26 protein-coding genes and 1 pseudogene are annotated in these 26,585 nt (G+C 59.9%); 13 read left to right on the plus strand and 14 right to left on the minus strand.

Annotation, left to right across the window (positions count from 1 at the left end; all coding sequences use genetic code 11):
• On the minus strand, nt 1-630 hold the full coding sequence (locus ACX3YF_RS07490; RefSeq protein WP_458944022.1) for a LysE family translocator: 630 nt from the start codon (nt 628-630) through the stop codon (nt 1-3).
• 145 nt (nt 631-775) lie between these two features.
• Here ACX3YF_RS07490 and ACX3YF_RS07495 point away from each other — a divergent pair, with 145 nt between their 5' ends.
• Entirely contained in the window at nt 776-1,249 is a 474-nt protein-coding gene (locus ACX3YF_RS07495; RefSeq protein WP_090326856.1) for an Lrp/AsnC family transcriptional regulator, read from the plus strand.
• A 110-nt stretch (nt 1,250-1,359) separates the two neighbouring features.
• Here ACX3YF_RS07495 and lpdA read toward each other — a convergent pair whose 3' ends face one another.
• Nucleotides 1,360-2,760, minus strand: coding sequence for a dihydrolipoyl dehydrogenase (lpdA, locus tag ACX3YF_RS07500; protein ID WP_047535348.1), 1,401 nt, complete (start codon nt 2,758-2,760; stop codon nt 1,360-1,362).
• A gap of 218 nt (nt 2,761-2,978) precedes the next feature.
• Between lpdA and hflK (ACX3YF_RS07505) the strand changes: the two genes are divergently transcribed.
• The 5 genes from hflK (ACX3YF_RS07505) to cfaB all read left to right on the plus strand — a co-directional run bounded on the left by hflK (ACX3YF_RS07505) (nt 2,979) and on the right by cfaB (nt 10,350).
• A complete protein-coding gene (hflK, locus tag ACX3YF_RS07505; RefSeq protein ID WP_458944024.1) occupies nt 2,979-4,940 on the plus strand; it encodes a protease modulator HflK in 1,962 nt (653 codons plus the stop codon).
• Nucleotides 4,937-5,977, plus strand: coding sequence for a protease modulator HflC (gene hflC, locus ACX3YF_RS07510; protein ID WP_458973599.1), 1,041 nt, complete (start codon nt 4,937-4,939; stop codon nt 5,975-5,977). Before hflK (ACX3YF_RS07505) ends, hflC begins: the two co-directional genes overlap by 4 nt.
• A complete protein-coding gene (gene hflK / locus ACX3YF_RS07515; RefSeq protein ID WP_458973600.1) occupies nt 5,974-7,032 on the plus strand; it encodes a protease modulator HflK in 1,059 nt (352 codons plus the stop codon). Before hflC ends, hflK (ACX3YF_RS07515) begins: the two co-directional genes overlap by 4 nt.
• A complete protein-coding gene (locus tag ACX3YF_RS07520; RefSeq protein ID WP_288099327.1) occupies nt 7,029-8,936 on the plus strand; it encodes a cation-translocating P-type ATPase in 1,908 nt (635 codons plus the stop codon). Before hflK (ACX3YF_RS07515) ends, ACX3YF_RS07520 begins: the two co-directional genes overlap by 4 nt.
• 226 nt (nt 8,937-9,162) lie before the next feature.
• Nucleotides 9,163-10,350, plus strand: coding sequence for a C17 cyclopropane fatty acid synthase CfaB (gene cfaB, locus ACX3YF_RS07525; protein WP_458973601.1), 1,188 nt, complete (start codon nt 9,163-9,165; stop codon nt 10,348-10,350).
• On the opposite strand, the gene cls is transcribed toward cfaB, so the two are convergent.
• Entirely contained in the window at nt 10,347-11,786 is a 1,440-nt protein-coding gene (gene cls, locus ACX3YF_RS07530) for a cardiolipin synthase (RefSeq protein WP_130205514.1), read from the minus strand. The genes cfaB and cls overlap by 4 nt on opposite strands.
• Before the next feature lie 133 nt (nt 11,787-11,919).
• On the opposite strand from cls, the gene ACX3YF_RS07535 reads away from it, so the two are divergent.
• A complete protein-coding gene (locus ACX3YF_RS07535; protein WP_090326836.1) occupies nt 11,920-12,441 on the plus strand; it encodes a DUF3617 domain-containing protein in 522 nt (173 codons plus the stop codon).
• Nucleotides 12,442-12,518: 77 nt separating this feature from the next.
• Here ACX3YF_RS07535 and ACX3YF_RS07540 read toward each other — a convergent pair whose 3' ends face one another.
• The 5 genes from ACX3YF_RS07540 to folE2 form a co-directional block, all read right to left on the minus strand.
• Nucleotides 12,519-13,424, minus strand: coding sequence for a His/Gly/Thr/Pro-type tRNA ligase C-terminal domain-containing protein (locus tag ACX3YF_RS07540; protein WP_288099324.1), 906 nt, complete (start codon nt 13,422-13,424; stop codon nt 12,519-12,521).
• Nucleotides 13,425-13,605: 181 nt separating this feature from the next.
• Nucleotides 13,606-14,481 (minus strand): metal ABC transporter substrate-binding protein, encoded by an 876-nt coding sequence (locus ACX3YF_RS07545; RefSeq protein ID WP_458973602.1) that lies wholly within the window; start codon nt 14,479-14,481, stop codon nt 13,606-13,608.
• A gap of 11 nt (nt 14,482-14,492) precedes the next feature.
• Nucleotides 14,493-15,359, minus strand: a complete 867-nt coding sequence (locus ACX3YF_RS07550) for a metal ABC transporter permease (protein WP_130205520.1) — start codon at nt 15,357-15,359, stop codon at nt 14,493-14,495.
• Complete coding sequence (locus ACX3YF_RS07555) at nt 15,359-16,027, minus strand: metal ABC transporter ATP-binding protein (protein WP_196585902.1); 669 nt, start codon at nt 16,025-16,027, stop codon at nt 15,359-15,361. Before ACX3YF_RS07555 ends, ACX3YF_RS07550 begins: the two co-directional genes overlap by 1 nt.
• Nucleotides 16,024-16,920 (minus strand): GTP cyclohydrolase FolE2, encoded by an 897-nt coding sequence (gene folE2, locus ACX3YF_RS07560; RefSeq protein ID WP_196585901.1) that lies wholly within the window; start codon nt 16,918-16,920, stop codon nt 16,024-16,026. The genes ACX3YF_RS07555 and folE2 overlap by 4 nt, the downstream gene beginning before the upstream one ends.
• Here folE2 and ACX3YF_RS07565 point away from each other — a divergent pair.
• A pseudogene (locus ACX3YF_RS07565) lies at nt 16,919-17,224 on the plus strand (N-acetylmuramoyl-L-alanine amidase family protein); the annotation flags it as partial. The gene folE2 and the pseudogene ACX3YF_RS07565 sit on opposite strands and share 2 nt — an antisense overlap.
• A gap of 3 nt (nt 17,225-17,227) precedes the next feature.
• Here the strand turns inward: ACX3YF_RS07565 and ACX3YF_RS07570 are convergent.
• Nucleotides 17,228-17,605 (minus strand): glutamine synthetase, encoded by a 378-nt coding sequence (locus ACX3YF_RS07570; RefSeq protein ID WP_449106575.1) that lies wholly within the window; start codon nt 17,603-17,605, stop codon nt 17,228-17,230.
• Between the two features lie 144 nt (nt 17,606-17,749).
• Between ACX3YF_RS07570 and zigA the strand changes: the two genes are divergently transcribed.
• On the plus strand, nt 17,750-18,955 hold the full coding sequence (zigA, locus tag ACX3YF_RS07575; RefSeq protein WP_458973603.1) for a zinc metallochaperone GTPase ZigA: 1,206 nt from the start codon (nt 17,750-17,752) through the stop codon (nt 18,953-18,955).
• The gene (locus tag ACX3YF_RS07580; RefSeq protein ID WP_458973604.1) at nt 18,955-19,620 is read left to right on the plus strand and encodes a DUF1826 domain-containing protein; all 666 of its coding nucleotides are present in this window, start codon (nt 18,955-18,957) and stop codon (nt 19,618-19,620) included. Before zigA ends, ACX3YF_RS07580 begins: the two co-directional genes overlap by 1 nt.
• 4 nt (nt 19,621-19,624) lie before the next feature.
• On the opposite strand, the gene ACX3YF_RS07585 is transcribed toward ACX3YF_RS07580, so the two are convergent.
• The gene (locus ACX3YF_RS07585) at nt 19,625-19,981 is read right to left on the minus strand and encodes an NADH:ubiquinone oxidoreductase (RefSeq protein ID WP_130205532.1); all 357 of its coding nucleotides are present in this window, start codon (nt 19,979-19,981) and stop codon (nt 19,625-19,627) included.
• A gap of 26 nt (nt 19,982-20,007) precedes the next feature.
• Here ACX3YF_RS07585 and ACX3YF_RS07590 point away from each other — a divergent pair, with 26 nt between their 5' ends.
• The gene (locus ACX3YF_RS07590) at nt 20,008-20,979 is read left to right on the plus strand and encodes a CobW family GTP-binding protein (RefSeq protein ID WP_458973605.1); all 972 of its coding nucleotides are present in this window, start codon (nt 20,008-20,010) and stop codon (nt 20,977-20,979) included.
• An 11-nt stretch (nt 20,980-20,990) separates the two neighbouring features.
• On the opposite strand, the gene ACX3YF_RS07595 is transcribed toward ACX3YF_RS07590, so the two are convergent.
• A complete protein-coding gene (locus tag ACX3YF_RS07595; RefSeq protein WP_047535298.1) occupies nt 20,991-21,404 on the minus strand; it encodes a DUF3301 domain-containing protein in 414 nt (137 codons plus the stop codon).
• Nucleotides 21,405-21,524: 120 nt separating this feature from the next.
• Here ACX3YF_RS07595 and pdxY point away from each other — a divergent pair, with 120 nt between their 5' ends.
• Nucleotides 21,525-22,397, plus strand: coding sequence for a pyridoxal kinase PdxY (gene pdxY, locus ACX3YF_RS07600; protein WP_458973606.1), 873 nt, complete (start codon nt 21,525-21,527; stop codon nt 22,395-22,397).
• A gap of 52 nt (nt 22,398-22,449) precedes the next feature.
• Here the strand turns inward: pdxY and ACX3YF_RS07605 are convergent, their stop codons facing one another.
• A complete protein-coding gene (locus ACX3YF_RS07605; RefSeq protein ID WP_003229693.1) occupies nt 22,450-22,932 on the minus strand; it encodes an acyl-CoA thioesterase in 483 nt (160 codons plus the stop codon).
• 283 nt (nt 22,933-23,215) lie between these two features.
• Here ACX3YF_RS07605 and ACX3YF_RS07610 point away from each other — a divergent pair, with 283 nt between their 5' ends.
• Nucleotides 23,216-24,979: a cation:proton antiporter gene (locus ACX3YF_RS07610; protein WP_288099310.1), complete on the plus strand. Its 1,764-nt coding sequence runs from the start codon at nt 23,216-23,218 to the stop codon at nt 24,977-24,979.
• 22 nt (nt 24,980-25,001) lie between these two features.
• Here the strand turns inward: ACX3YF_RS07610 and ACX3YF_RS07615 are convergent, their stop codons facing one another.
• A complete protein-coding gene (locus ACX3YF_RS07615) occupies nt 25,002-25,409 on the minus strand; it encodes an SMI1/KNR4 family protein (RefSeq protein ID WP_130205538.1) in 408 nt (135 codons plus the stop codon).
• A gap of 141 nt (nt 25,410-25,550) precedes the next feature.
• On the minus strand, nt 25,551-26,429 hold the full coding sequence (locus tag ACX3YF_RS07620; RefSeq protein ID WP_458973607.1) for a Tim44 domain-containing protein: 879 nt from the start codon (nt 26,427-26,429) through the stop codon (nt 25,551-25,553).
• Nucleotides 26,430-26,585: the final 156 nt, after the last annotated feature.

Raw genomic sequence — 26,585 nt, forward strand, 5'->3', positions numbered from 1 at the left:
TCAGGCCTGCTGAACAAAGGTCAGCCGCACGGCGAAACCAATCAACAGGCTGCCGAACAACCACTGTTGCAGGCGTTGGGCGGATGGACTGCGTTGCAGCCATCGGCCAAGCGCCGCACCGACCAGCGCATAAGCACTGTCGAACAGCAAACCGACGGCCACCAACACCACGCCCAAGGTCGCGAATTGTGCGAGAACCGGCCCGGCGTGTGGGTTGATGAATTGTGGCAACAGCACAGAGCAGAACAACAACGCCTTGGGGTTGAGCAGGTTGGTCAGCAAACCGCGCTGGATCGCCTGCACCCAGTGCGGTTTCCCGGTGGTTTGATGGGCGCCATTGAGGTTCGGCAACAGGGTCGTGCGCAGGCACTGAACACCGATCCACAACAGGTACGCGGCACCGGCCAGACGCACCACGTCGAAGGTCCAGGGCGCCGCCTTGAACAGTGCCGCCAAACCCAATGCTGCCAGCGCCACATGGCAGGCGCGGGCGATGGCCAGGCCCACCGCGGTGGCCAGCGCCGCGCCTTTGCCCTGGCGAGCACCGGTCTGCAACAGCAGGATCATGTCGGGGCCGGGCAGCAAATACACCACCGCCAATGCCATGAAAAACAGCCAGAGTCCCGCCATGTTGCACCCCATTCGTTGTCGATTCGGTAGGGCCAGTCTAGGGTGCAAGGGCAGGGCAGGTGGTTGCGTAGTTCGCTTCTAAAACGGCCAGTCTTGGCATAATCTGCCAGTCTTTGACCTTCGTACCATCAGGATCTGCCAAACCATGAAACTGGATGCCTACGACCGCAAGATTCTCGCCGCGCTGCAACGGGATGGTCGCTTGAGCAATGTGCAACTGGCTGACGAAATCGGACTGTCTGCGTCGCCCTGCCTACGGCGGGTGCGGATGCTTGAAGAGGCCGGGGTGATTCGTGGCTATCAGGCCAATCTGGACCGTGATGAAGTCGGGCTTGGCTTGACCGTGTTTGTCGGGGTCAAGGTCGAGCGCCACAACGACGAGCAGGCAGAAGCCTTTCGCCTGGCAGTGACGGCATTGCCCGAAGTGATTTCGGCGTTTCTCGTGTCAGGGGAGTCGGATTTTCTGTTACAGGTGGTGGTGCCGGATTTACGCGCCTATGACCGTTTCCTCACGGGATGCTTGTTGAAATTGCCGGGTGTGAGCGATATCCGTAGCAACTTTGCCATTCACACGGTGAAGACTCCGGGGGCGTTGCCCTTGGGGCATTTGCCGCTTTAGCCCCAGGCGATCTTTTCGCGAGCAGGCTCGTTCCCACAGATGAACGCATTTCAAGTGGGAGCGAGCCTGCTCGCGAAAGCGATGGACCCGCTACAGAAAAATCAGACGCCTTACATCTGCGTCGCCATCCCCTCCACATTCATCGCGGCCTGGCGCAACGCCTCGGAGCGAGTCGGGTGCGGGTGACAGGTCAGGGCGATGTCTTCGGCGGATGCGCTGAACTCCATGGCCACGCAATACTCGCCAATCATTTCACTGACGCTCGGGCCCACCAGATGCACGCCGAGGATTTCGTCCGTGCGCTCATCGGCCAGCACTTTGGCGAAGCCTTCGGTTTCGTGATTGATCTTCGCCCGGCTGTTGGCGGTGAAGGGGAATTTGCCGACTTTGAATGCACGACCTTCGGCCTTCAGTTGTTCTTCGGTCTTGCCGACGCTGGCCAGTTCCGGTTTGGTGTAGATCACGTTGGGGATCAAGTCGTAATTGACCTCGCCGGCCTTGCCCACGATCTGCTCGACGCAAGCCATGGCTTCGTCTTCGGCCTTATGGGCGAGCATCGGGCCGGAGGTGACATCGCCAATCACCCAGACGCCAGCCGCTTCGGTGCGGTGGCCCTTGTTAGCGAGCATGCCGCGTTTGTCTGTGGTGAGGCCGACGTTTTCCAGCCCCAGGCCCTGTGTATAAGGTCGGCGTCCGATGGCTACCAGCACGTAATCGGCTTCAATCGACTCTGCGGTGCCGCCTGCGGCGGGCTCGACGCTGAGTTGAACGCCGGTGGCGGACGTGGTGGCGCGGGTCACTTTTGAACTCAGCTTGAAGCTGATCCCTTGTTTGCTCAGTGAGCGCTGCAGGGTTTTGCCTGCTTCGCCGTCCACGCCCGGGCAGATCCGGTCCAGGTATTCGACCACGGTCACTTGAGCCCCCAGACGTCGCCAGACCGAACCCAGCTCCAGGCCAATCACCCCGGCGCCGATCACCACCAGGTGTTTCGGGACTTCGGTCAGTGACAGTGCGCCGGTGGAATCGAGGATGCGTTGGTTATCGATGTCCACGCCGGGCAGGGGAGTGGGTTCCGAGCCGGTGGCGATGATGATGTCTTTGGCGCTCAGTTCGGTCTTGCCACCGGCACTGTCCGTTACCGTGACTTTGCCCGGCCCGTCGATATGGCCCCAACCCTTGATCCAGTCGACCTTGTTTTTGCGAAAGAGGAACTCGATGCCTTTGGTCAGACCGGTCACGCTCTCGTCTTTCTGTTTCATCATCTGAGCCAGATTGAGCGTGGGTTTGACCTCGATCCCCAGGTTGGCGAATTCCGCACCCATTGCCGCGTCGTAAAGTTCGGAGGCGTGCAACAACGCCTTGGAAGGCATGCAGCCGACGTTCAGGCAGGTGCCGCCCAGCGTGGCGCGTCCTTCTACGCATGCTGCTTTCAAACCCAGTTGGCCAGCGCGGATCGCTGCGTTGTAGCCACCGGGGCCACCGCCAAGTATCACAACGTCATAAGTGCTCATGGATTACTCCTGGAATGAAAGCGGTTGGGGAAGGGGTAAACGTAGTCTTTGATAAAAAATTACGATCATAATATGAGCGTTTTAGTGCATTTCGGTCAAGGCTTCAGGCTAGCGACAGGTCGAGCATTTTTAGATAGCGCAAATATGTACGGAAATTTCACGCGTTGCGTTATATCGTAACGAAATGTGACGTTAGCTAATGTAAACACTGGAGTGGTATGCAAGTCGATCTCGATGAGGAAGGAGCGCAGGCAGCCGGACTGCCGCGCTTTCAGCAGGCCGTTTTTCAGGGGCGACGATTGCGCCTGCTCGCCATCGGTCTGGGCGTGCTCGCGGCGATGGGCCTGGTGTCGGGTTTTTTTGTCGGGCTGTTTGCGCCGCAATCCCTTTGGCCTGCCCTGTTGTTCAATCAGAGCGCCGCGTTGCTGGTGCTGGTTGCAGGCTTGCAATCCGCCGGGTGGGTGACGCAATGGCGCGCGCGGGCAATGAGTCCGCAGGCGCCGTTGGTGGTCGCCCCGGCAGAGGCAGAAGCCCCGTTGGGCTGGTACGAACGGCTGCTGGAGCGGATCAGTCAGCGCTGGCTGAATCTGCTCGGGCAAATCGGTGCGCCAACACTGTGGTTGGGTGGTTGGGCGTTGCTGGCATTGCTCAGTGTCGAGCAAGCCTGGAACCTTGATTTACCGCCCGCAGCCTTGGGGTTGTCGGCCACTGTAGGCGCTGCCATGGCGCTGTTGCTGGGCTTCGGCTTGCTGGTTCTTGAGCGTCAGCTGACGCAGGAAGGCAGCGCCCAATGGCCCGAAGCCGGCGCGTTGGCACAGTTGATCCGGGTGGCAATCATCAGCCTGATGCTCGGTGCGTCATGCCTGTTGTTTGGCAATGAAACCTCGGTCTGGCCGGTGCGTCTGGCTGTACTGATCGGCCTGCTGCCGGGGCTCGTTGCATCCGAATTGCTACTGCGTGCCGTGTTGTCATTGTTCAGCCCTCGTCGAGATCGACTCGAACCTGCTTTGCTGGCGCGCAGTTTTATCGCCGACATGCTGCGCTGGCCGCCGCAACCCTTGCTGGCCCTGCAGCACGAATTGCACAACCGCTTCGGCATCGACCTGCGACAGATCTGGGCCTTCACTTACATGCGTCGGGCGTTTTTGCCGGTGCTGGGCGTTGTCGCCATTGTCGGATGGTCGCTGACCGGTATTCATGAAATACCGTTGCAAGGGCGGGGGATCTACGAGCGCTTCGGCAAACCGGTGGCGGTATTCGGTCCTGGATTACAGGCAGGTTTACCCTGGCCGTTGGGCAGGGTGGTGAGTGTCGAAAACGGTGTGGTTCATGAATTGGCCACCAGCGTGGGTGAAAAATCAGCACCCATGCAGGCCGACCCCGCCGAAGGCCCGGCGCCGATAACGGCCAACCGGTTGTGGGACGCGAGCCATGTGAATGACAAATCCCAGGTGATTGCCAGCAGCCGTGCCGACAAACAGAGCTTCCAGATCGTCAACATGGACGTCCGGTTTGTCTATCGCATCGGTCTGGATGATCAATCCGCGCTGGCGGCGACTTATAACAGCGCGGACGTGCCGACCCTGATCCGCAGCACCGCCAGCCGCATTCTGGTCCACGACTTCGCCTCGCGGACCCTCGACGGTTTGCTCGGTGAAGACCGGGTCGGGCTCGCCGAAGAAATTGGCCGGGCGGTCCAGGCCGACCTGCAGAAACTCGACAGCGGCGTGGAAATTCTCGCCACGGTGGTCGAGGCGATTCATCCACCGGCAGGGGCGGCCAATGCTTATCACGGCGTACAGGCGGCACAGATCGGTGCCCAGGCCCTGATTGCCCGTGAACGCGGCGCCGCCGCCGAAGCCACCAACCAGGCCCAGTTGCAGGCCAGTATTGCCCGCGATCGGGCCACGGCGAATGCCCGGGAAATCAATGCGACGGCCAAGGCTGCCGACCTGAAATTCGCCGCCGAGAAAAAGGCTTATGCCAGTGCGGGCCAGGCCTTCGTGCTTGAGCAATACCTCGGTCAACTTTCCCAGGGCCTGGCCAATGCCAGGTTGCTGGTCCTCGATCATCGCCTGGGCGGCAGCAGCAATGCGCCGACCATCGATCTCCGTACGTTCACGTTGCCGGCTGACCCTGCGCCGTCGCGTCCATCCGCTCAGCCAGGAGCCGCCCATTGAGCCAGTCGCATACCCACGATCACGATGACCACAGTGGCCACGATCACGGCCATGGCGGGCATCACCACCACGGTCATCACCATCATCACGGCGATCCACAAGAGGCCGGCCCTTTCCCTTGGCGACGCATGGGGTGGGCCGCGTTGCTGGTGGCGGTTGCGGTGGCGGCCGCGAGCCTGGTGCAAGTGCGCTCGGGTGAAGCGACGGCGATTACCCGTTTCGGCAATCCGTCGCGGGTCTTGCTTGAACCCGGTCTGGGGTGGCGTTGGCCGGCGCCGTTCGAAGCGGCGATCCCGGTTGATCTGCGGTTGCGCACCACCTCCAGCGGTTTGCAGGATGTCGGCACGCGCGACGGTTTGCGCATCATTGTCCAGGCATACGTGGCCTGGCAGGTGCAGGGTGATCCTGACAACGTTCAACGTTTTATGCGCGCGGTGCAGAACCAGCCGGACGAAGCGGCGCGACAGATCCGCACCTTTGTCGGCTCGGCACTCGAGACCACGGCCAGTAGTTTTGATCTCGCCAATCTGGTGAACACCGACGCCAGCCAAGTTCACATCGCTGATTTCGAAGCGCAGCTGCGTAAGCAAATCGATCAGCAGTTGCTGACCACCTATGGCGTTCGGGTACTGCAAGTGGGTATCGAACGCCTGACCTTGCCTTCGGTGACGCTGACGGCGACGGTTGATCGTATGCGCGCCGAGCGTGAAACCATCGCCACCGAACGTACGGCCATCGGCAAGCGCGAAGCGGCACAAATCCGCTCTGCGGCGGAACGTGATGCGCGGATCGTCCAGGCCGATGCGACGGTGAAAGCGGCGGACATCGAGGCGCAATCGCGGGTCGAAGCCGCGCAGATTTATGGCCGCGCCTATGCCGGTTCACCACAGCTTTACAACCTTCTACGCTCGCTCGATACCTTGGGCACCGTGGTCACGCCGGGTACAAAACTGATTCTGCGCACCGATGCCGCACCTTTCCGGGTGCTGGTTGATGGCCCGCCAACCCTCGATAACAAGTCCGGATCGCAGCCATGAGTTGGGTTCCACGTGGAACAAATGAGTTGAGCAGCCCCTGGATACAGGCCGGGCGCTTGGCATTTCTCGCGCTTTACGCGGTAACGGTTTTGGCGGCTTTGGCGTGGGCGTTCTCCAACGTGCGGCAAATAGATCCACAAAATCGTGCGGTGGTGTTGCACTTCGGCGCGCTGGATCGCATCCAGAATGCTGGCTTGCTATTGGCCTGGCCGCGACCGTTTGAGCAGGTGATTTTGCTACCGGCGGCGGACCGGGTGATCGAGCGTCGCGTGGAAAATTTGCTGCGCACGGACACCGCATTGCAGGCCGATCGCGTGGCCAGTTTCGCAACGCCGATCAGCGATGCACTGGCAGGTTCCGGTTACCTGCTAACGGGGGATGCCGGTGTGGTGCAACTGGATGTTCGGGTGTTCTACAAGGTCACTGAGCCATATGCCTTCGTGCTTCAAGGCGAACATGTACTCCCGGCGCTGGACCGAATGGTGACCCGTAGCGCGGTGGCACTGACCGCCGCACGTGACCTGGACACCATTCTGGTCGCCCGACCGGAACTGATCGGTGCCGATAATCAGGCAGCCGAAAGACGTGAGCGCCTGCGAGGTGATCTGGTGCAAGGCATCAATCAACGCTTGGCTGAATTGGCGGCGACGGGGCAGGGACTGGGGATCGAGGTGTCGAGGGTCGATGTGCAATCGAATCTGCCAGACCCTGCGGTCACCGCTTTCAACGCCGTGCTGACGGCCAGCCAACAAGCCGACAAAGCCGTGGCCAACGCGCGCACTGACGCCGAGAAGTTGACCCAGACTGCCAACGAACAAGCCGACCGCACACTGCAGGTCGCCCACGCTCAGGCCAGCGAACGGCTGGCGAAAGCCTCTGCGGATACGGCCACGGTGTTGAGCCTGACCCACGCGCAACAACAGGGCACCGACCCGCAAATGTTGCTGCGGATCTACCGCGAGCGGATACCGAAGATTCTTGGCCAGGCTGGCTCGGTCACCACGGTTGATCCGAAAGACGATACCCGCCTGATCATTCAGGGAGCTGCACAATGACCGCTCAAACTGCTGCGCCGAGCATGTTGTCCTCGGCAGAACAACGCAGCGCTGCCCGTCAGTTGACGCTGGCCATGCTTGCACTCGGCTTGCTCGCGCTGGGCCTCTTGTGGCGCTGGTGGTCGCCGGATCAGATCGGTGTCAGCCAATTGCTCCTGGGTTTTGCTTCCGTATTGGTGGCCGTGCCGGTCATGCGGTCGGCCTGGTACAGCCTGCGGTATCCGAGTTTGCACGGGATTACCGATCAACTGATCGCCTTGGCCATGCTGGGAGCCTGGGCGACAGGCGATCTGCTGACGGCGGCGTTGCTGCCGATCATCATGATCTTCGGTCACGTGTTGGAAGAGCGCAGCGTCATTGGCTCGCAAGAAGCCATTCACGCCCTCGGCAAACTGACTCGCAGCCATGCACGCAAGGTTCAGGCGGATGGCTCCATCGTCGAGGTGGACAACGGTACGCTCAAGGCGGGCGATCAGGTGGAAGTGCGCGCCGGTGACCGGGTGCCGGCGGATGGTCGGGTGTTGTCCGGTCAGGCGAGTCTGGACACCGCGTCCATCACCGGCGAATCGGTGCCGATCGAGGCCGGCGTCGGCATGCCGGTGTTCGGTGGCGCGATTAACCTCGATGGCCTGCTGCGCATCGAAGTGACCCGAACCGGCCGCGAATCGACCCTCGGCAAAGTCATCGCGCTGATGCAAAACGCCGAACGTTCCAAGCCGCCGATCACCCGGTTGCTGGAGCGTTACGCCGGAAGCTACATGGTGCTGGTATTGCTACTGGCCGCCGTGACCTGGTTCATCACCAACGATGCTCAAGCCATGCTTGCGGTGTTGGTGGCGGCTTGTCCTTGCGCGCTGGTGTTGTCCGCGCCAGCGACAGCGATTGCCGGGGTGGCGGTGGCCGCGCGGCACGGCATTCTGATTCGCAGCTCGGCGTTTCTTGAAGAGCTGGCAGACCTGACATCGTTGGTGGTCGACAAGACCGGAACCCTGACTTTCGGCACCTTGCGCCTGCAATCCATCGACAGCCCGCTGGAGGACCGCAGCCACGTCTTGAAACTCGCCGCCAGCCTGGGCTCCGCCAGCAGTCACCCGGTCAGTCGGGCGCTGGCCGGGCTGGTGGCGCAGGATCATTTTTTGCTGCTGTCGAACATTCATGAACGTCAGGGCTTGGGCGTCGTGGCCATGACGGAGCAAGGCGAAGCCGCGCTGGGGCGACCGGAGTTGTTTGCCCAATTGGGCATCGCCACCTCAGACGTTCCAGACCACGACGGTCCGATTGCCGGGCTGGCGCTCAACGGTGAATTCCTCGCCTGGCTGTTGTTGGCCGACAGCGTTAAACCGGAAGCGAAATTTGCCTTGAATGAATTGCGCGAACTTGGATTGGGCCGGCAGCTGTTGCTGACCGGCGACCGGCAAAGCGTCGCGCACTCACTCGCTCGGGATGTCGGCATCAGTGACGTCCAGGCACAGGCTTTGCCCGAGGATAAGTTGAACTGCGTGCTCAAGGAGATCGGCAGCGGTTTCCGGCCGATGGTGGTGGGGGATGGCATCAACGATTCGCTGGCGCTCAAGGCGGGTGTGGTTGGTGTTGCAATGGGCGCGGGCGGCGCGGATATCGCGTTAGCGTCGGCTGATGTCGTGTTGATCGGCAGCGACTTGCGCCGCCTCGGTACCTGCGTGCGCTTGAGTCGGCAATGCCGGCAGACGTTGCAGGTCAACGTGATCATCGGCCTGGGTTGGACCCTGGCGATTGTGGCCTTTGCCGCGTTCGGCTGGCTCGGTGCGGCGGGCGCGATGATTGCGGCGTTGTTGCATAACCTCAGTACATTATTGGTACTGGGTAACGCAGGGCGGCTGCTGCGTTTTCAAGAACCGCTGCTCAAGTTAAAGGATGGGGAGTGAGTTCAATTTGGCGGCGGCTCTAGCGCGCAGGATGCCCGGTTGAAAGATTTCAGAACTGTGCGCGCTGTACGCAGTCATCTAAGGTGAGGGCACGGCATTTTGTGTATTCGCGGCAAGCGGGCGTTTTGCCGCGAATTATAGAAATTCGCTATTAGTTCGATAGCCAGCTATTTTTCCAAGATGGTCTACCCTCTGATCAGACGTCTGAAACAAGGGGGGATTATCCATGCTCGCGCAACTTCCACCGGCCTTACAGAATCTGCAATTACCGCTACGCCTGCGACTCTGGGACGGCCATGAATTCAATCTGGGGCCGACGCCCAGCGTCACGATTGTGGTCAAGGACCCACAAATGGTTACCCAGTTCACTCATCCCAGCCTGGACGCGCTCGGAGCGGCGTTTGTCGAGGGCAAACTGGAGCTGGAGGGTTCCATCAGCGACGTAATTCGCGTGTGCGATGAATGGAGTCAGGCGCTGATAGCTGAGGACGATGGCAGTCAGCCCGTACGCACCGTCCATGACAAGGAAACCGACGCCAAGGCGATTTCCTACCACTACGATCTGTCCAATGCGTTTTATCAGCTGTGGCTCGATAGCGACATGGCTTATTCCTGCGCTTATTTCGAGACTGGCAGCGAGTCCCTCGAGCAAGCCCAACAAGCAAAATTCCGCCACCTGTGCCGCAAATTGCGCCTGCAACCGGGCGACTATCTGCTCGATGTCGGCTGCGGATGGGGCGGGTTGGCGCGGTACGCGGCCCGTGAGTTTGGGGCAAAAGTGTTCGGCATTACGCTGAGCAAGGAACAACTGGTCCTGGCCCGTGAGCGCGTTAAAGAGGAAGGGCTGGAGGACCTGGTCGAGCTGCAATTGCTCGACTACCGCGATTTGCCGCAAGACGGTCGCTTCGACAAAGTTGTCAGCGTCGGAATGTTCGAACACGTCGGTCACGCCAACCTGGCCGAGTACTGCAAGACCTTGTTCGGTGCGGTGAAGGAGGGTGGCCTGGTGATGAACCACGGGATCACGGCCAAGCACACCGACGGTCGTCCGGTGGGACGTGGCGCTGGGGATTTCATTGAAAAATACGTATTCCCCAACGGCGAGCTGCCGCACCTGTCGATGATCTCTGCCGAGATCAGCGAGGCAGGGCTCGAGATCGTCGATGTCGAGAGCTTGCGTCTGCACTACGCACGCACCCTGGACCACTGGAGCGAACGCCTGGAAGACAACCTTGAAGCCGCCGCCAAAGAGGTGCCGGATCAAGCGCTGCGGATCTGGCGGTTGTACCTGGCAGGATGCGCCTACGCGTTTGCCAGGGGCTGGATCAACCTGCACCAGATCCTTGCAGTGAAGACCCACCCCGATGGCAGCCATGAACTGCCATGGACCCGTGACGACATCTACACGCCTTAAAGAATCGGCGAAATAAGCCGGGCGACCCGCATGCCGACCTGTTGCAGGCGGTGGGTTTCCCGGCTTTCTTCTTTGGCGATTTCGTGCGCCTGGGCGAAGTCGTCGTTGAGCATGTGCTCCACCTCGGCGGCAAAGGCGCTATCGACCGTCAGCAACATCACTTCGAAGTTCAGCCGGAACGAACGGTTGTCCAGGTTGGCGCTGCCAATGGCGCTGATTTCGCTGTCGATCAAGACCACCTTCTGATGCAGGAAACCGGGCTGGTAGCGGAACACGCGCACCCCGGCACGCACCGCTTCGAAGGCATACAGGCTGGAGGCTGCATAGACGATTCGGTGATCGGGTCGTGATGGCAGCAGCAGCCGCACATCCACCCCACGCAATACCGCCAGGCGCAAGGCGGCGAACACCGCTTCGTCCGGGATGAAATACGGACTGGTGATCCACACCCGTTCGGTCGCCGCATGAATGGCTTCGACGAAGAATAACGAACAGGTTTCGTAGGAATCCGCTGGCCCGCTGGCCAGCAATTGGCAGAGTACGCCGTCATCCGGGTACACATCCGGCAGAATCAGGGGCGGCAGTGCACGCGCGGCCCAGAACCAGTCTTCGGCAAAGGACTCCTGCATGCACGCGACCACCGGGCCGCGGACGCGCACATGGGTATCGCGCCAAGGGGCCAGGGGCGGTTTCTCGCCCATGTATTCGTCGCCGACGTTGTGCCCGCCGACGAACCCCAGTACTCCGTCAACGACGACGATCTTGCGGTGATTACGAAAGTTGACCTGAAAGCGGTTAAGCCAGCCGCTGCGGGTCGCGAAGGCCTTGACCTCGACGCCGCCCTCGCGCAACGACTGCACATAACTGTGGGGCAGGGAGTGACTGCCAATCCGGTCGTACAGCAAGTAAATCGCCACGCCTTCGGCCGCTTTGTGCAGCAGCAAATCTCGCAGACGCTGACCGAGGCGGTCGTCGTGGACGATGAAGAACTGGATCAGGACGGCTTCCTTTGCGTGGCTGATGGCGTCGAAAATCGCGTCGAACGTGGCTCGACCGTTGATCAACAGTCGCACTTCGTTGTTGGCCAGGCACGGCATACGGCCCAACTTCGGCATGGCTCTTAATGATGCGTATGCGGTGGAGGCGCGAGCTGTGAGCGCCTCTTCTACCCATGGCCGCCAATTGAGCTCGGAGATCGCCTTGCGCATTTCTTCGTTGGCCTGGCGCCGGGCCTTGATGTAACCGTTGAACGTACTGCGGCCAAACACCAGATAAGGGATGAGCGTCAGGTAAGGTATGAAAACCAGGGACAGGGCCCAAGCGATCGATCCCTGGGCGGTGCGTACGGTCAGCACCGCGTGTATCGCCGTGATCATGCCCAGAAAGTGCAGCAGAGCAATCGTGTAGCCAAAGATATGGGGGCCAAAATAATCCATGGGGGGCAGCCTTGCTCCTGAAGATTCAATGCGTAACAGACCATGTTCCGGGCAGAATGTCGCTATTTAATTGACCCATGAACCGAAGCCCGTGGCTGACGTCTAACGGCCACTACTGATCAGGAGTTACACGATGAACGTTCGTCTGCTGGGTTTGGCCATGGCACTGGGTTTGGCACTTCCTGTGGCCGCTCAGGCGCAAATGCTTCAGCCAGGCTTGTGGGAATTGACCTCAAGCAATATGAAAGTCGATGACCAGAACCTGCCGGATCTGCAACTGATCCTCGGTCAGCTTCAAAGTCAGATGACCCCTGAACAGCGCGCGCAGCTGGAAAAGCAGGGCATCACCATGGGCGGTAAGGGTATCCGCGCGTGCTTGACCCCGGAGCAGGTCAAGACTGACAACATTCCACTGACGGACCCGCAATCGGGCTGCAAGCAGGAAATCACTGATCGCAACGGCAATCAGTGGAAATTCCGCTTCAGTTGTCCGAAGGCGCAAGGTGCGGGTGTCGCTACTTTCGTCAGCGATCGTGAGTTCACGACCAAGGTCAACGGCACCTTCAATGCCACCGGTATTCAGCAGAAGGGCAGTCTCGATACCCGCGCCGTGTGGTTGGGGCAGGATTGCGGAACCGTGAAGCCAAGGGCGTAAAAGCTTCGAGGGCCAGCCCCGTTCCTGCAGACGTTGCCGACTGACAGGAGTGAGGCTGGTTCTCGAGGGGGCTGCGTTTACACGTGCTCATTTCCCGGTTGCTTCAACCATTCACACGCCGCCTCAACCTTCATCCTGCCGAAATCCTCGCCGGTGCGACTGCGCACACTGACGAACCCACCCGCCTGCTCTTTCTCGCCAATCACGACCAGGTAGGGCACCGTTTGGCTGTGCTGGCGAATCTTGTAACCGACTTTTTCATGTCGCAGATCCGCCACGGCGCGCACGCCCGTGCGGCGCAAGGTTTCGGTCACCGATTGTGCGTAAGTCGCCTGACGTTCATCGATGCTCACCACCATCACTTGGGGAGGCAGGCGCCACTGTTGCAGCTCCTGGTGGCTGGACCAGCACGTACCATAGATCCGTTGCTGCAAGGTCCCGCTGATGTGATCAAGGGCGAATGCTTGCAGGACCTTGGTCGTGGGCACGTGCGGGCCAGTCGTCAAATACTCGGAGTCACCCAGGCGGTACACCGACAAGTGATCAGGGTGCATGGAGGGAGAGGGTGTCTCACGGCGACGTATCGAGTGGTTGGTCGCGGCCAGTGACTGCATGCGCGCTTCGATCAGGGGCAGATCGGTCGAGGTCAGAGGGCGCTCGACCGCAAACTCGCAAAAGAATCCGTCACCCAGCTCCGAGCCCGTCCGCATTTGCGCGTGGGAATGGAGTTGCTTGACCGCCATGGCCAGCATCAACGAGCAGGACCGTCGCAGGATTTCCAGCCCATCGGGCTCCTGCGGCGTCACAATGCTGACCCTGGCGTTCGCCTTGATCATGAATTCGCAGTCCACTAGCGCACCGTCCACCCGGCCTGCTACTGCCGCATTGGCCAGCCCTGGACCAATACTCGCAGCAACCTCATGAACGGATAGCGGTTGATCGTACTCACGCAATGAACCATCGGGGAGGGTGATCTTGATCATGGTTATTGTTCTCGAATGCTTCGATCACACGCATGAACATTAGAGGCAAACGTTATCGTTTGTCATGTAGACCTTTTTCCTATCCGGCCACTGCGCCCGACGGCCATGTTCAGAACTCGTTCTGCAGGACCTTGTAGCTGCGGGCCAGAACGCGGTAGATCACCGGACGGATTCTTGCGGATCATGGTTTGCTCAACGCGTTGTAGAGGGTATTGAGGTTGTGTTCGAACAACCCGGCAAACGTACTGGCCGGACCGCTCGACGCGAGCGCGTCGGAGTACAGGGTGCCGCCGATCTGCGCCCCGCTTTCGTCGGCGATCTGCTTGAGCAGGCGGGCGTCCTTGATGTTTTCCATGAACACCGCTTTGACCTTGGCCTGACGAATCTGGGTGATCAGCGCAGCGACTTCGCTGGCCGAAGGTTCGCGTTCGGTCGACAGGCCCTGAGGCGCCATGAAGTCGATGCCATACGCCTGGCCGAGATAACCGAACGCGTCATGGGACGTGACGATCTTGCGATTGCCCGGGGGAAGCGAGCCGAGCTTGGCCTTGGCTTCGGCCAGCAGTGTGTGGATCTGCTTCAGGTAGGTTTGGCTGTTGCGTTGGTAGTCGGCTTTGTTCGCGGGATCGGCGGCGATCAGCGCTTTGGCGATGTTGTTGATATACAGCTCGGTGTTCGCCAGGTTGTGCCAGGCATGGGGGTCTGGAATGGATTCGCCGTCCTCCTCCAGTGAGCGCGGAATGACGCCGTGGCTGGCGCTGATCAACGGTGCTTTGGTTTCACTGCTGGACACCAGGCGATCCAGCCACTGTTCGAAACCCAAGCCATTCTTGATGATGAGTTTGGCCTTCAACAGCGCTTTCGCGTCATCTGGCGTCGGTTCGTAAGTGTGGGCATCGGCGTCCGGGCCGACCATGTTGGTGATCTGGATATGCTCGCCACCGACCTGATGCGTCATGTCGGCGAGGATGCTGAAACTGGTGACCACCTGCAGTTTTTCTGCAGCGGACAGCGACATCGATAGCATCAAACTGAACAGCACGAGTAAAGCGCGCATCGGGTAATACCTCATTGGGATGTGAGCAAAGGCGGGCGGCGCAGCAATCCGTGCACCGGTCCGAACACCACGGACACCAGATAGAAACCGCCGGCCACCAGCACAATGGCGGGACCGCTGGGAAGCGAGTCATGGAACGACAGCAGCAGACCGAGCCACACTGAGACGCTTCCAAGCAGCGCGGCAATGGCGATCAGTACCGGCAGTCGACGGCTCCAGAAGCGCGCAGCGGCGGCCGGCAGCATCATCAAGCCAACCACCATCAAGGCCCCGATCGCCTGGAAACCAATGACCAGATTCAGCACCACGAGCGTCAGGAAGACGCCATGGACCAGTGGACCGAGCCGGCTGACGGTTTGCAGGAAAAGCGGGTCGAGGGTGTCCAGCACCAGCGGACGGTAGATCAACAGCAGGGCGATCAGGCTGAAGCCGCAGACCCATAACATGCCGGTCAGTGTCGGAGCATCGACTGCCAGCGCGGAGCCGAATAGCAGGTGCAGCAAATCCAGGCGTTTACCGGCCATCCCGAGGATCAGTACGCCGCTGGCCAGGGAGATCGGGTAGACAGCGGCGAGGCTGGCGTCTTCCCGCAGGCCGGTGCGACGGGTGACCCATGCGGCGAGGCCCGCCATGCCAAGGCCTGCGGCGAGACCGCCGATGGTCAGTGCGCCGAGGCTCAAACCGGCCAGCCAGAAGCCCAGTGCCGCACCGGGCAGGATGCCATGGGCCACCGCATCACCCATCAGGCTCATGCGTCGCAAGATCAGAAATACGCCAAGCGGCGCTGTGCTGCACGCCAGCGTCAGGCCACCGAGCAACGCCCGGCGCATGAAGACGAACTCGTGAAAGGGTTGCCAAAGATCGGCGGCAGCGAGCATCAGGCCACCTGCGTTTGCGGTTGTTGATGGATCAAGTCCACGCTCTGCCCGAGGACGCACCCACTGCTTTTGATCAGCAGGGTTTGGGGCATGTGTCGGCGAACGGCGGCCAGGTCGTGGCACACGACGACCAACGTCCGGCCCTCGGCATGCCAGGCGTGAATGTGTTCCCAGAGCAGCGCCTGACCCGATTCATCGAGCGCGGCATGAGGTTCATCGAGCAACAACAAGCGCGCGTCCGCGAGGCTCAAACGGGCAAGCAGGGCACGCTGCAGTTCGCCGCCGGACAGGGCCATTAACGGGCGTTGTTCCAAACCGGTCAGGTGCCAACTTTCAAGCACGGCTTCGAGGCGTTGCCTGCGTGTCTCTGGCGCTTGCTTGCTGCCCCAGAAACCGGCTGCCACCAAGTCCTGGAGGCTGATGGGAAATTGCCGGTCCAGGTGTTGTTGCTGTGGCAGAAATGAAAGGGCGCCACGACGTGGACTCCCCAGCACAACCTTGCCAGCCAGGGGCTTTTGCAGGCCTGCGATGACTTTCAACAGGCTGCTTTTACCTGAGCCGTTCGCCCCGATAATGGCGGTCAGGCTGCCCTTGGCTAATTCGACATCCATCGGTGGCGTCAGCGGTTGACCGGGCGCTCCCCATTGCAAGGCTTGGCAACGGATCATGCGTCCTCCCAATTCCAGCGACTTTCCGCCACGGCATCGTGGGCGTGCAGGCTTTCCGCGTGGACGACTCGAATGTGGAAGGCATTGATGCCCGGGGCGCGTTTCAGGGCCTGGTTCAAACGTCGTGCGGCGTCCTCACAGAACATCAAGTTCTGACCGTTGGCCAAGGCGAAGGCTTGCTCGTCTGCGCGCTTGACCGCGGTTTGCACGGCGGTACCGAGGGCCGCTTCGGCGTCGTTGATGATCGCAACCAGCGGCAGTTCATCCAGATAGTCATCCAGACGAAGACGCAATTGGGCACTGCTACGTTGACTGTGCGGCGTCGCAACGATGCCTTTTGTTGACCCGAGCCACGCCAACACTTCGGCCTGTTGCAGGGAGGTGTTGGCGAAATCAGTGATGAACTGTTGCTGAATTAATTGCCGGGCCAGTGCCGCTGAACAGGGACAGGTTGAGGAATAAGGCAGGTCGATTTTTAGTTCCACGTGGAACATTGCGTTTTTCAAACGCGCTTCGATGGTCACGGGGTAGGTTTTCCAGCCGGCCAGCGGGCTAATCAATGCGGGTCTTTTTAACAGTAAATCGGTGTGAATTTTTATCGATGCGCTGCTGGAAAGCCCTCGGTGGCTGTCGAGAAAACGCAGTAACACTCGCTGTAGAACAGGGGGCGAGAGCGTTTCCTGTTCCAGTTGTTCCAGCGCCAGATAAAGACGCGACATGTGGATGCCGCGTGCTTCTCCATCGTCAAGGCTCACTCCGGCATCAGCGGTTGCCACCAAACGTTGGCCATCGAACAAAACAGGAAGAGCAATGCCGCACATGCCCACCCACTCCAGTGGCAGGGCTTGGCGTGGGGCCTGCGCGGCGATATCCGGCAGAGTCAGCGCATTCATGAGCAAGTCCATCGAGGGAGTTGATTTGACATGTTATATTATAACAATCAAATCGACGATGCCTTTTTCACGAGCGGGCTTTCACCCTGCACAGAGGCAAGCACAACAGTCACCGGACGTGCCGTCGATCCTGGTGGAAACCGGCTTCATTTCAAATGTCCGCGATAGCCAGCGATGGGTGACGGCGCGCCATCAGCAGGCAGTGGCTGACGGCTTGTTTGAAGGTTTGCAGCGCTACTTTCAGAAGAATCCACCGGCCAACAGTTACATCGCCTGGCAGCAGGCGCAGAAAACGTCCCAAGCCTGGCTAGCAGCCAGCAACTCGGCTGCAGGTGAACCTGGCACTGCTGCCGCCGGAGCTGGAAAACCGATTGATCGTGGTCCAGCCGACGCGCCGGTTATAGCCGACCCAGGTTTCACCGTCAGAGGCGATGCCAGTGAAAAACGTCAGTTGGCCGTAACGACTGTTGGTCTGCGCCCAGTAGCGTTTTCCAGCCACTTCGAACCCGCGCAGATAAATCGTACTACCGGCAGTGTTGACGCTGTAGGCATTGCCATCGGCGTCCACGCAAGCCAGCAAATTGGCGCTGCGGGTGCAGGTGGCCAACGTCGGAATTTGCCCCCAGGCATCGACAGCGACCAACAATGCAGCGCTCATCAGCGCCAATTTCAGGGCATTACGCATGGCGTTTCTCTTGGTTGGAAGGGGCTTGAGCATTGTGCCTTTTGTCATCGCGGGCAAAAAGGGAGTGGTTTGATTGTTTGGTTATATTATAACATTTAAATAAGCCCGACGATTTGACCGGGCATTCCTTGTGAGGAGCACCTGATGCCCGATCGTCTTCCCGTCACCGTGTTGTCCGGCTTTCTCGGTGCCGGAAAAAGTACACTTCTTAATTACATACTACGTAATCGCGAAAACCTTCGGGTCGCTGTCATCGTCAACGATATGAGCGAAATCAACATTGATGGTAGCGAGGTGCAACGGGATGTGCGCCTCAATAGAGCTGAAGAAAAACTCGTGGAAATGAGCAATGGCTGCATTTGCTGCACGTTGCGCGAAGACTTGCTCGAGGAAGTGAGCAAACTCGCGATGGACGGTCGCTTTGATTACTTGTTGATCGAGTCCACCGGCATTTCCGAACCGCTGCCCGTCGCGGAAACTTTCACCTTCCGCGACGAAAGCGGCCAAAGCCTCAACGACATCGCCCGGCTCGACACCATGGTCACCGTGGTCGACGGCGTGAACTTCCTGCTCGACTACCAGGCCGCCGACAGCCTCGACTCCCGGGGTGAAACCCTTGGCGAAGAGGATGAACGTTCGATCACCGACCTGTTGATCGAACAGATCGAATTCGCCGACGTCATCCTGGTCAGCAAGATCGACCTGATCAGCAGCTGCGAACGGCAAGAGTTGATGGCAATCCTCGAGCGGCTCAACGCCCGCGCGGAAATCATCGCAATGGTCATGGGCGAAGTGCCGCTGAAAAAAATCCTCAACACCGGTCGATTCAACTTCGAAAAAGCCGCCGAGGCACCGGGCTGGTTGCAGGTGTTACGGGGTGAGCACGTGCCGGAAACCGAAGAATATGGCATCGCTTCTGCGGTTTATCGTGCGCGCCGCCCCTTCCATCCGCAGCGATTCTTCAGCTTTATCGATCGTCCGTGGGTGAACGGCAAACTGCTGCGTTCCAAAGGTTTTTTCTGGCTGGCGAGCAAGCACAAGGATGCGGGCAGTTGGTCCCAGGCCGGGGGGCTGATGCGGCACGGGTTTGCCGGACGTTGGTGGCGTTTCGTGCCTAAAGACCAGTGGCCTCAAGAGGAAGAAAACACGGCCGGCATCATGGCGCACTGGACTGCCGCCACGGGTGACTGTCGACAGGAGCTGGTGTTCATCGGCCAGAACATCGATTTCGCGCACCTCACCGACGAGCTCGATGGCTGCCTGCTGACCGAAGAAGAAATGGCGCTCGGTGTCGAGGGCTGGCAGCGGCTGCCAGATCCATTCGGTCCCTGGCATGAAGAGGTGGCCTGATGTTGACGCTGACCTCCGTAGGCGGCAGCCCGGTCGCGACGCGCACCCTGTATCAACATCAGGCTGGCACTCCAGAGTCCTTGACCCGCATCCTCGACGATGATGTGAACCTCGCTGTCTGGAATCGCCAGCTCCCGGCCCATATCGCGGATTTCTCGACCCTGCTGCTGTCCCTGAACGAGCCGTTGGCCGAGTCGTTGTCACTGGAAATGCCCGATGACGAAGCAGAGCCCAATCTCTACGGATTGGCCTCACGTTTCAGTGATCTCCAGGGCTACGAAGGCTTTATCGCCGACCTGTCGTGGCTGGTCCGTGCGTTCGCCTGTTTGCTCGGCGCGAAGCGCATCGGCCTGCGTCTGCGGGTTTTGGACAAGGCCATGTGCCCGCGTTTTCACGTCGATCACGTACCGGTGCGGCTGATTACCACCTATGCCGGGGTCGGCAGCCAGTGGCTGATGGAAGGCGCGATGGACCGCCGACAATTGGGCAAGCCTGACGCGGAACCCCAGGACAACTCGCTGATCGGGCAGATCGCCAGCGGCGACGTGGCTTTGCTCAAGGGGGAGAAATGGCACGGCAACGAAGGTTTCGGGTTGATTCACCGCTCGCCGCAACTCGCTGCTGGCGAGCGGCGTTTGATCCTCACCCTCGACTGGTTGAGCTAGCGGCTCAAGGTTTGAGCCAGGTGCCGTGGCTCTGGGCCTCGCAAAACGGCTTCAAATACGCCGCGTCGGTGGCCACGCCGTAATAGTGAATATCCTGCCGGTAAGGCATATTGGCGACTTGAGCGTTGCTGCAAACGCCGAACGCTCCGGCAGGGCACTGGTCGAGGTACTGCACCTCGACTGTCTGCCCGGCCAGATTCGGTTGGCAAAAGCCGTCGGCGAACAGTTTTTCCGGGATGTTGCGGTTCTGCTGACAGACTTTCACGTCGAGCCTTTCAGCCTGACTGTGGACGATGCAGGCTTGAGCCAGCGCCTCGCCGCAAGTCAGCGTCAGGAGCAACGACCATCCCCTCAACCGCATCCTTACCTCCTCAGAAAACCTCGATCATGTTGCAGAACATTCCCACCCACGTCATCGCCGGGCCATTGGGTGCCGGCAAGACCAGTCTGATCAAGCACCTGTTGGCGCAGCGCCCGGCCGGAGAGCGCTGGGCGGTGTTGATCAACGAGTTCGGCCAGATCGGCCTCGACGCCGCGCTGCTGACACAGGACGCCGATGGTATCGCACTGGGTGAAGTCGCCGGGGGCTGTTTGTGTTGCGTCAATGGCGCGCCGTTTCAGATCGGGCTCGGCCGACTGCTGCGCAAGGCGCGACCGGATCGGTTGTTCATCGAACCGTCCGGGCTGGGGCATCCGGCGCAGTTGCTCAGGCAGTTGAGCGAGGCGCCGTGGGTCGGCGTGTTGGCGGTGCAGCCCTGTGTGATGGTGCTCGATGCCCAGGCTCTTGCCAGCGGCAAGGTGTTGCCCGAGTCGCAACAGGACGCGTTGGGTAGTGCCGGTTTGTTGCTGCTGAACAAGGCGGAAGGCCTGGACGCCAGTGATCGTCAGCGAATCGCTGCGCAGTTGCCTGCTCGTTCATTGTATTGGACGCAGCAAGCGTTCTTGCCACTGAGCGAACTGCCGGGACTGGCGGCTCAGGGAGCGGCGGGTGTGGATAACTTTGTGATGCCCAGGGGGTTGGCGCAAATACCGGCAATCTGGAGCGATCCGGCGCTGCCGATTTGTTTGAGTCAGGAGCAGGAGGGCGGCTGGAGCATCGGCTGGCGCTGGCATCCGAGCCAGACATTCGATGTGTCGCTTGTTTCCCGGTGGCTGACCAGCCTGGACTGGCGGCGGGCGAAGCTGGTTATCCACAGTGTCGAGGGTTGGATCTCGGCAAATGCGCTGGACAATGCAGAGCTGCAATGGCTGGCCAGTGAGTGGCGGCAGGATTCGCGGATCGAGCTGATTTTCAGTGCGCCGCAGGATGTCGACTTATTGCAGCAAAGCCTCGCCGAGTGTCGGTTGAAAGGGAATTAACTCACCCGCGCTCAAGGCCGCCATTTGCTGTGTTCTTGCCGCCAATGGCTCAGTTCGATCACTTCGGCGCTGGGCCTTGCGACATCAACCACCGGTGGCGTGTCGTCGAACGGTGCCGGGTAGGGCGCCAATTCGATCTGTGCACTGTGGGCGCCGAACTGGGTGATGGTGCCGTTGTGGCGAGTTTCGCCCGTCACGGTGAATTCGAAGTTATACACACGGGCCAGGCGTCGGCGACCACTGGCATCCTTGATGAAACCGATTTTTTTCAACGCCACATTGCCATCCAGCAACTCGATCCCGAGCTTGCCGCAATGCTGTTTGACCCGCTCCAGCGCCCGTTCGCGCAGGCCGTGGTTGTGCCAAAGCCAAGCGCCCGCCGTGGCGAACAACATCAGCACGAAAATATTTCCAAGGGTCAGCATCAACAGGGTGCTCCAACAAGATAGTGTCAGCTTAACTGCGTCGCTGGTCTGTCGTACAGGCTGCGTTTAGTCGCATACTGCGCGGCTCGAATTTCAATCGTTTTACGGATAACTCACCGCATGAAACGTACACCCCATCTGCTCGCTATCCAGTCCCACGTGGTGTTCGGCCACGCTGGCAACAGTGCCGCGGTTTTCCCGATGCAGCGGGTCGGGGTGAACGTGTGGCCGCTCAATACCGTGCAGTTCTCCAATCACACCCAGTACGGCCAATGGACGGGCGAAGTGCTGGCGCCTCATCAGATCACCGACCTGGTTGAAGGTATCGCGGCGATTGGCGAACTGGGCAATTGCGATGCGGTGTTGTCGGGCTATCTCGGCAGTGCGGCCCAGGGCCGGGCCATCCTCACGGGTGTGGCGCGGATCAAGTCGATGAATCCCAAGGCCTTGTACCTGTGTGACCCGGTGATGGGGCATCCGGAGAAAGGTTGCAGCGTGCCGGCGGAAGTCAGTGATTTCCTGCTGGAAGAGGCCGCCGCCGTGGCGGACTTCATGTGCCCGAATCAATTGGAGCTCGACAGCTTTTCGGGGCGCAAGCCGCAGTCGCTGTTCGATTGCCTGGCGATGGCGCGAGCGTTGCTGACGCGTGGTCCGAAGGCGGTGCTGGTCAAGCATCTGGACTATCCCGGCAAAACGCCGGACGTCTTCGAGATGCTCCTGGTGACCGCAGAAGGCAGCTGGCATTTGCAGCGTCCGCTGCTGGCGTTCCCGCGTCAGCCGGTGGGTGTTGGCGACCTGACCTCCGGGCTGTTCCTGGCCCGCGTTCTATTGGGCGACAGCCTGGTGGCCGCTTTCGAGTTCGCCGCGTCGGCGGTGCATGAGGTGTTGCTGGAAACCCAGGCCTGCGCCAGTTATGAACTGGAACTGGTGCGGGCGCAGGACCGGATTGCCCATCCCCGGGTGCGGTTTGAAGCGACTTCGATCAGTTTGTAAGCGGATCGCGGCAAAAAAGATCGCAGCCCGCCTCAGGCTGCGATCCTTCGGCTTAGGCGTCGCCCTTGATTTCCTGATAGCGCTTTTCCAGTTCCTGGCGAATCTGCCGGCGCTGTTGCGCCTGCATGTAGCGACGCTTGTCTTCACTGTTTTGCGGTTGCAGGGGCGGCACGGCTGCCGGTTTGCGCTGGTCATCCACCGCGACCATGGTGAAGAAGCAGCTGTTGGTGTGGCGCACCGAGCGCTCACGAATGTTTTCGGTCACGACCTTGATGCCCACCTCCATCGAGGTGTTGCCGGTGTAGTTGACCGAAGCGAGGAAGGTCACCAGTTCGCCGACATGAATCGGCTCACGGAAAATCACCTGGTCCACCGACAGGGTCACCACGTAGCGGCCGGCATAACGGCTGGCGCAAGCGTAGGCCACTTCATCGAGGTACTTGAGCAAGGTCCCGCCGTGAACATTGCCAGAGAAGTTGGCCATGTCAGGGGTCATCAATACCGTCATCGACAGCTGGGCGTTTCCGGGTTCCATAGCATTCTCACGGGTCAAGGCAAGGTCTGAGGGGACGCACCTCTGCGGGTGCCTGTACGGTTTTTTCAAACCAACGTTATCGGGACGCCGTAGCGTGCGCCGCCGTCACGCCGGATCGATCTGTTTCCTTATATTGCACTGCCTTTCTGCCGGAAGTCGCGGTGTTACCCTTCAAAAGCCCATGCCCAAGGGCAATTCCTACGCGGAAAGCGGATTTATTACCCTGCTTGATCAGACTTTTCCTGCGTCCGATTGAGCAATGTCAGTCAAGGAGCCTCACACCATGCATGCCATCAGTTTCATTCAGGATTTGGCAGTCATCATGCTGGTCGCAGGTGTGGTGACCGTGCTTTTTCATCGGTTCAAGCAACCGGTGGTTCTGGGCTACATCGTCGCCGGCTTCATCATTGGCCCATACACCCCGCCGTTCGGCTTGATCCACGATGAAGAAACCATCAAGACCCTGGCGGAGCTGGGGGTGATTTTCCTGATGTTCTGCCTGGGTCTGGAGTTCAGTCTGCGCAAGTTGTTCAAAGTGGGCGCCACAGCGTTTATCGCGGCGTTCCTGGAAATCGTGCTGATGATCTGGATCGGTTACGAGATAGGTCGGTGGTTCGACTGGAACACCATGGATTCGCTGTTCCTGGGCGCGATCCTGGCGATTTCCTCGACCACCATCATCGTCAAGGCGCTCAACGATCTGAAGATGAAGAATGAGCGCTTTGCGCAGCTGATTTTCGGGGTGTTGATCGTCGAGGACATTCTGGGCATCGGCATCATCGCTTTGCTATCGAGTATCGCGGTCAGCGGCACGGTCAGCTCCGGCGAAGTGTTCTCCACAGTCGGCAAGCTCTCGCTGTTCATGATCGTCGCGCTGGTCATCGGCATTCTGTTGGTACCGCGATTGCTGGCCTATGTGGCCAGATTCGAGAGCAATGAAATGCTGCTGATCACGGTGTTGGGCCTGTGTTTTGGTTTCTGCCTGCTGGTGGTCAAACTCGAATACAGCATGGTGCTGGGCGCGTTCCTGATCGGTGCCATCATGGCCGAGTCCCGGCAGTTGCTGAAGATCGAGCGCCTGATCGAACCGGTTCGCGATTTGTTCAGCGCGATTTTCTTCGTCGCCATCGGGCTGATGCTGGACCCGATGATCCTGCTGCAATATGCCTGGCCGATTGCGGTGATCACCGTCGCTGTGGTGCTCGGCAAGATGCTGTCCTGCGGTCTTGGCGCCTTTATCGCCGGCAATGACGGACGCACCTCACTGCGGGTGGGGATGGGGCTGTCGCAGATCGGCGAATTTTCTTTCATCATCGCTGCCTTGGGCATGACCCTGCAGGTCACCAGCAATTTCCTGTATCCGGTGGCGGTAGCGGTATCGGTGATCACCACGCTGCTGACACCCTATTTGATTCGCGCGGCCGATCCTTTGTCGATCAAGCTGGCCGCCGTGATGCCGCAGCGCCTGGGACGAGTATTGGGGATGTATGGCGAATGGCTTCGCAGCATCCAGCCGCAGGGCGAGGGTGCGCTGCTGGCATCGATGATTCGACGAATTCTGCTGCAAGTCGGGGTCAATCTGGCATTGGTGATCGCGATCTTCTTCGCCGGCGCTTATTTCGCCGAACGAATGTCCGCCTATGTGCAAGATCTGATCAGCGATCCGAGCTGGCAGAAGGCGCTGATCTGGGGCGGAGCGCTGCTATTGTCGCTGCCCTTCCTGATTGCCGCGTATCGCAAGCTCAAGGCACTGTCGATGTTGCTGGCGGAAATGGGCGTGAAGCCGGAGATGGCCGGGCGCCACACACAGCGAGTGCGTCGGGTGATTGCAGAAGTCATCCCGATCCTCTCGCTGTTGGTGATCTTCCTGCTGTTGGCAGCCTTGTCGGCCAGTATTCTGCCGACCAACAAGTTGCTGATGCTGATCGTCGTGGTCGCGGCCGCCGTGGCGGCGCTGCTGTGGCGCTGGTTTATCCGCGTCCACACGAGGATGCAAATTGCGTTGCTGGATACTCTGGACAATCACAAGGATTCATCCGGGCATTGACCCGTTGGGGGCGTCTGCGCACTCAGCTTTCCAGCCAGACGTCCCGCGCCCAGTGCCAAACCGATTCCCAGGATTCTTCGGTGATCAGCTCTTCTTCGCCGGACCACAGCACCACGGTGCCGTCTTCTTCAACGCAGTAGTAGTTATCGCCGTCCTGGCAGAGCGGGATCAGGTCGCGCGGCACGCCGACGTCCCAAGCGTTGGCTGCAACATCCGGCAGGTAGGTGTGCGATTGCGGGTCGGTGACGGTTACCGGCTCGAGGCTGCCGTAAACCACGTCGCTGACGGTCAGCAGGAACTCCTTGAAGACGAACGGTATGTTGATGAAGAGCTCTTCTTCGATCTCTACCAGTTGGTCGTCGTCAGGCAATTCCAGTGGAACCGGTACGGGTTCATTGGCTTCACGCAGTTGTTCAATGACTTCTTCCACGTCCGGGATCCTCTTGCTTGAATGGCGCGGTTTATATGGGGCGGTTTATACAGTAGCTCGCTATAGATGCAACCGTGAAATAGAAAACCCCGGACACGAGCCCGGGGTTTTCTATTACTGCACGTAAGCCGCGGAGGTTAATCAACCGTTCTGGCGGATACCGGCCACCAGCCAAGGCTGGTTTTCGCCCTGGGCACGTTCCATGTTCCAGCTTTCGCTGAACATTTCGCCCTGGTCGAAACGCGAAGTTTTCGACACGCCGCTGAAGGTCAGGGTGGCGATGGTCTTGTCGGCGCGATCATCCACACCGTCCAGTTGTACAACGAGGTTATCGATGTAGGTGGACTGGAAGGCGTCGCCCAGATCGGCACGTTCGCGCTTGAGGAAATCCAGCATTTGCGGGGTCACGAACTCGGCGATCTTGTCCATTTCGTTGGCATCCCAGTGTTGTTGCAGGGACTGGAAATGGTTTCGGGCCGCTTCGACGAAGTTCTTTTCATTGAACCAGGCTGGCGCATTGATCACCGGACGTGCAGCAACCGGTGCGGCCGAACCGCCGAAGATCGAGCCGCCGGCAGGCTTCTGCTCGAACACTTCACGCTGCATGGGTGCGTAACCTGCCGGAGCCATGTGCTCCTGCTGCTTGCGACGACGAGCGGCAATAAAGCGGAAGATCAGGAAGGCGATGACCGCCATGATCAGGATGTCGAAGATCTGCATGCCCTGGAAGCCGCCGCCCATGAACATGGACGCCAGCAGGCCACCGGCGGCGATACCGGCCAGAGGGCCGAGCCAGCGTGAAGCACCGCCGGCCTTGGCTGCGGCACCCGCGGCACCTGCAGCGCCAGCGGTCGCAGCAGCGCCGCCCATGCCTGGAGAAGAAGGTGCCATCTGGCTGGTTTGGTGTGTCGGCGCCGCGCCGGCGCTTTTGCCACCACCGAAGCGCTTGGCGGCATTGACGTCGAGACTCATCGTCAGGCCAATGCACAGCGCCATGGCGATGCTAAGAAAACGTTTCATAAAGGGAATTCCCGTTTGTGGAGGGCACGCGCGCCATGTTGCACAGCTGAAGTGTCACTGGCTAGCGGCAGAGTGTTTCGGGCTTTTGCTTGACAGGTTTCATTCAGCTTTAGCCAATGCAATAAGGCCTGTTAACTTTGGTCTGTAGGATGAGTG

The sequence above is a fragment of the Pseudomonas fluorescens group sp. PF-69 genome (assembly GCF_054481235.1).

What these genes read in the sequence shown, in the direction of transcription:
- ACX3YF_RS07490 (WP_458944022.1), bottom strand. Translation starts at nt 630, where the DNA reads ATGGCGGGACTCTGGCTGTTTTTCATGGCATTGGCGGTGGTGTATTTG.
- ACX3YF_RS07495 (WP_090326856.1), top strand. Translation starts at nt 776, where the DNA reads ATGAAACTGGATGCCTACGACCGCAAGATTCTCGCCGCGCTGCAACGG.
- lpdA (WP_047535348.1), bottom strand. Translation starts at nt 2,760, where the DNA reads ATGAGCACTTATGACGTTGTGATACTTGGCGGTGGCCCCGGTGGCTAC.
- hflK (WP_458944024.1), top strand. Translation starts at nt 2,979, where the DNA reads ATGCAAGTCGATCTCGATGAGGAAGGAGCGCAGGCAGCCGGACTGCCG.
- hflK (WP_458973600.1), top strand. Translation starts at nt 5,974, where the DNA reads ATGAGTTGGGTTCCACGTGGAACAAATGAGTTGAGCAGCCCCTGGATA.
- ACX3YF_RS07520 (WP_288099327.1), top strand. Translation starts at nt 7,029, where the DNA reads ATGACCGCTCAAACTGCTGCGCCGAGCATGTTGTCCTCGGCAGAACAA.
- cfaB (WP_458973601.1), top strand. Translation starts at nt 9,163, where the DNA reads ATGCTCGCGCAACTTCCACCGGCCTTACAGAATCTGCAATTACCGCTA.
- cls (WP_130205514.1), bottom strand. Translation starts at nt 11,786, where the DNA reads ATGGATTATTTTGGCCCCCATATCTTTGGCTACACGATTGCTCTGCTG.
- ACX3YF_RS07535 (WP_090326836.1), top strand. Translation starts at nt 11,920, where the DNA reads ATGAACGTTCGTCTGCTGGGTTTGGCCATGGCACTGGGTTTGGCACTT.
- ACX3YF_RS07540 (WP_288099324.1), bottom strand. Translation starts at nt 13,424, where the DNA reads ATGATCAAGATCACCCTCCCCGATGGTTCATTGCGTGAGTACGATCAA.
- ACX3YF_RS07545 (WP_458973602.1), bottom strand. Translation starts at nt 14,481, where the DNA reads ATGCGCGCTTTACTCGTGCTGTTCAGTTTGATGCTATCGATGTCGCTG.
- ACX3YF_RS07550 (WP_130205520.1), bottom strand. Translation starts at nt 15,359, where the DNA reads ATGCTCGCTGCCGCCGATCTTTGGCAACCCTTTCACGAGTTCGTCTTC.
- ACX3YF_RS07555 (WP_196585902.1), bottom strand. Translation starts at nt 16,027, where the DNA reads ATGATCCGTTGCCAAGCCTTGCAATGGGGAGCGCCCGGTCAACCGCTG.
- folE2 (WP_196585901.1), bottom strand. Translation starts at nt 16,920, where the DNA reads ATGAATGCGCTGACTCTGCCGGATATCGCCGCGCAGGCCCCACGCCAA.
- ACX3YF_RS07570 (WP_449106575.1), bottom strand. Translation starts at nt 17,605, where the DNA reads ATGCGTAATGCCCTGAAATTGGCGCTGATGAGCGCTGCATTGTTGGTC.
- zigA (WP_458973603.1), top strand. Translation starts at nt 17,750, where the DNA reads ATGCCCGATCGTCTTCCCGTCACCGTGTTGTCCGGCTTTCTCGGTGCC.
- ACX3YF_RS07580 (WP_458973604.1), top strand. Translation starts at nt 18,955, where the DNA reads ATGTTGACGCTGACCTCCGTAGGCGGCAGCCCGGTCGCGACGCGCACC.
- ACX3YF_RS07585 (WP_130205532.1), bottom strand. Translation starts at nt 19,981, where the DNA reads ATGCGGTTGAGGGGATGGTCGTTGCTCCTGACGCTGACTTGCGGCGAG.
- ACX3YF_RS07590 (WP_458973605.1), top strand. Translation starts at nt 20,008, where the DNA reads ATGTTGCAGAACATTCCCACCCACGTCATCGCCGGGCCATTGGGTGCC.
- ACX3YF_RS07595 (WP_047535298.1), bottom strand. Translation starts at nt 21,404, where the DNA reads ATGCTGACCCTTGGAAATATTTTCGTGCTGATGTTGTTCGCCACGGCG.
- pdxY (WP_458973606.1), top strand. Translation starts at nt 21,525, where the DNA reads ATGAAACGTACACCCCATCTGCTCGCTATCCAGTCCCACGTGGTGTTC.
- ACX3YF_RS07605 (WP_003229693.1), bottom strand. Translation starts at nt 22,932, where the DNA reads ATGGAACCCGGAAACGCCCAGCTGTCGATGACGGTATTGATGACCCCT.
- ACX3YF_RS07610 (WP_288099310.1), top strand. Translation starts at nt 23,216, where the DNA reads ATGCATGCCATCAGTTTCATTCAGGATTTGGCAGTCATCATGCTGGTC.
- ACX3YF_RS07620 (WP_458973607.1), bottom strand. Translation starts at nt 26,429, where the DNA reads ATGAAACGTTTTCTTAGCATCGCCATGGCGCTGTGCATTGGCCTGACG.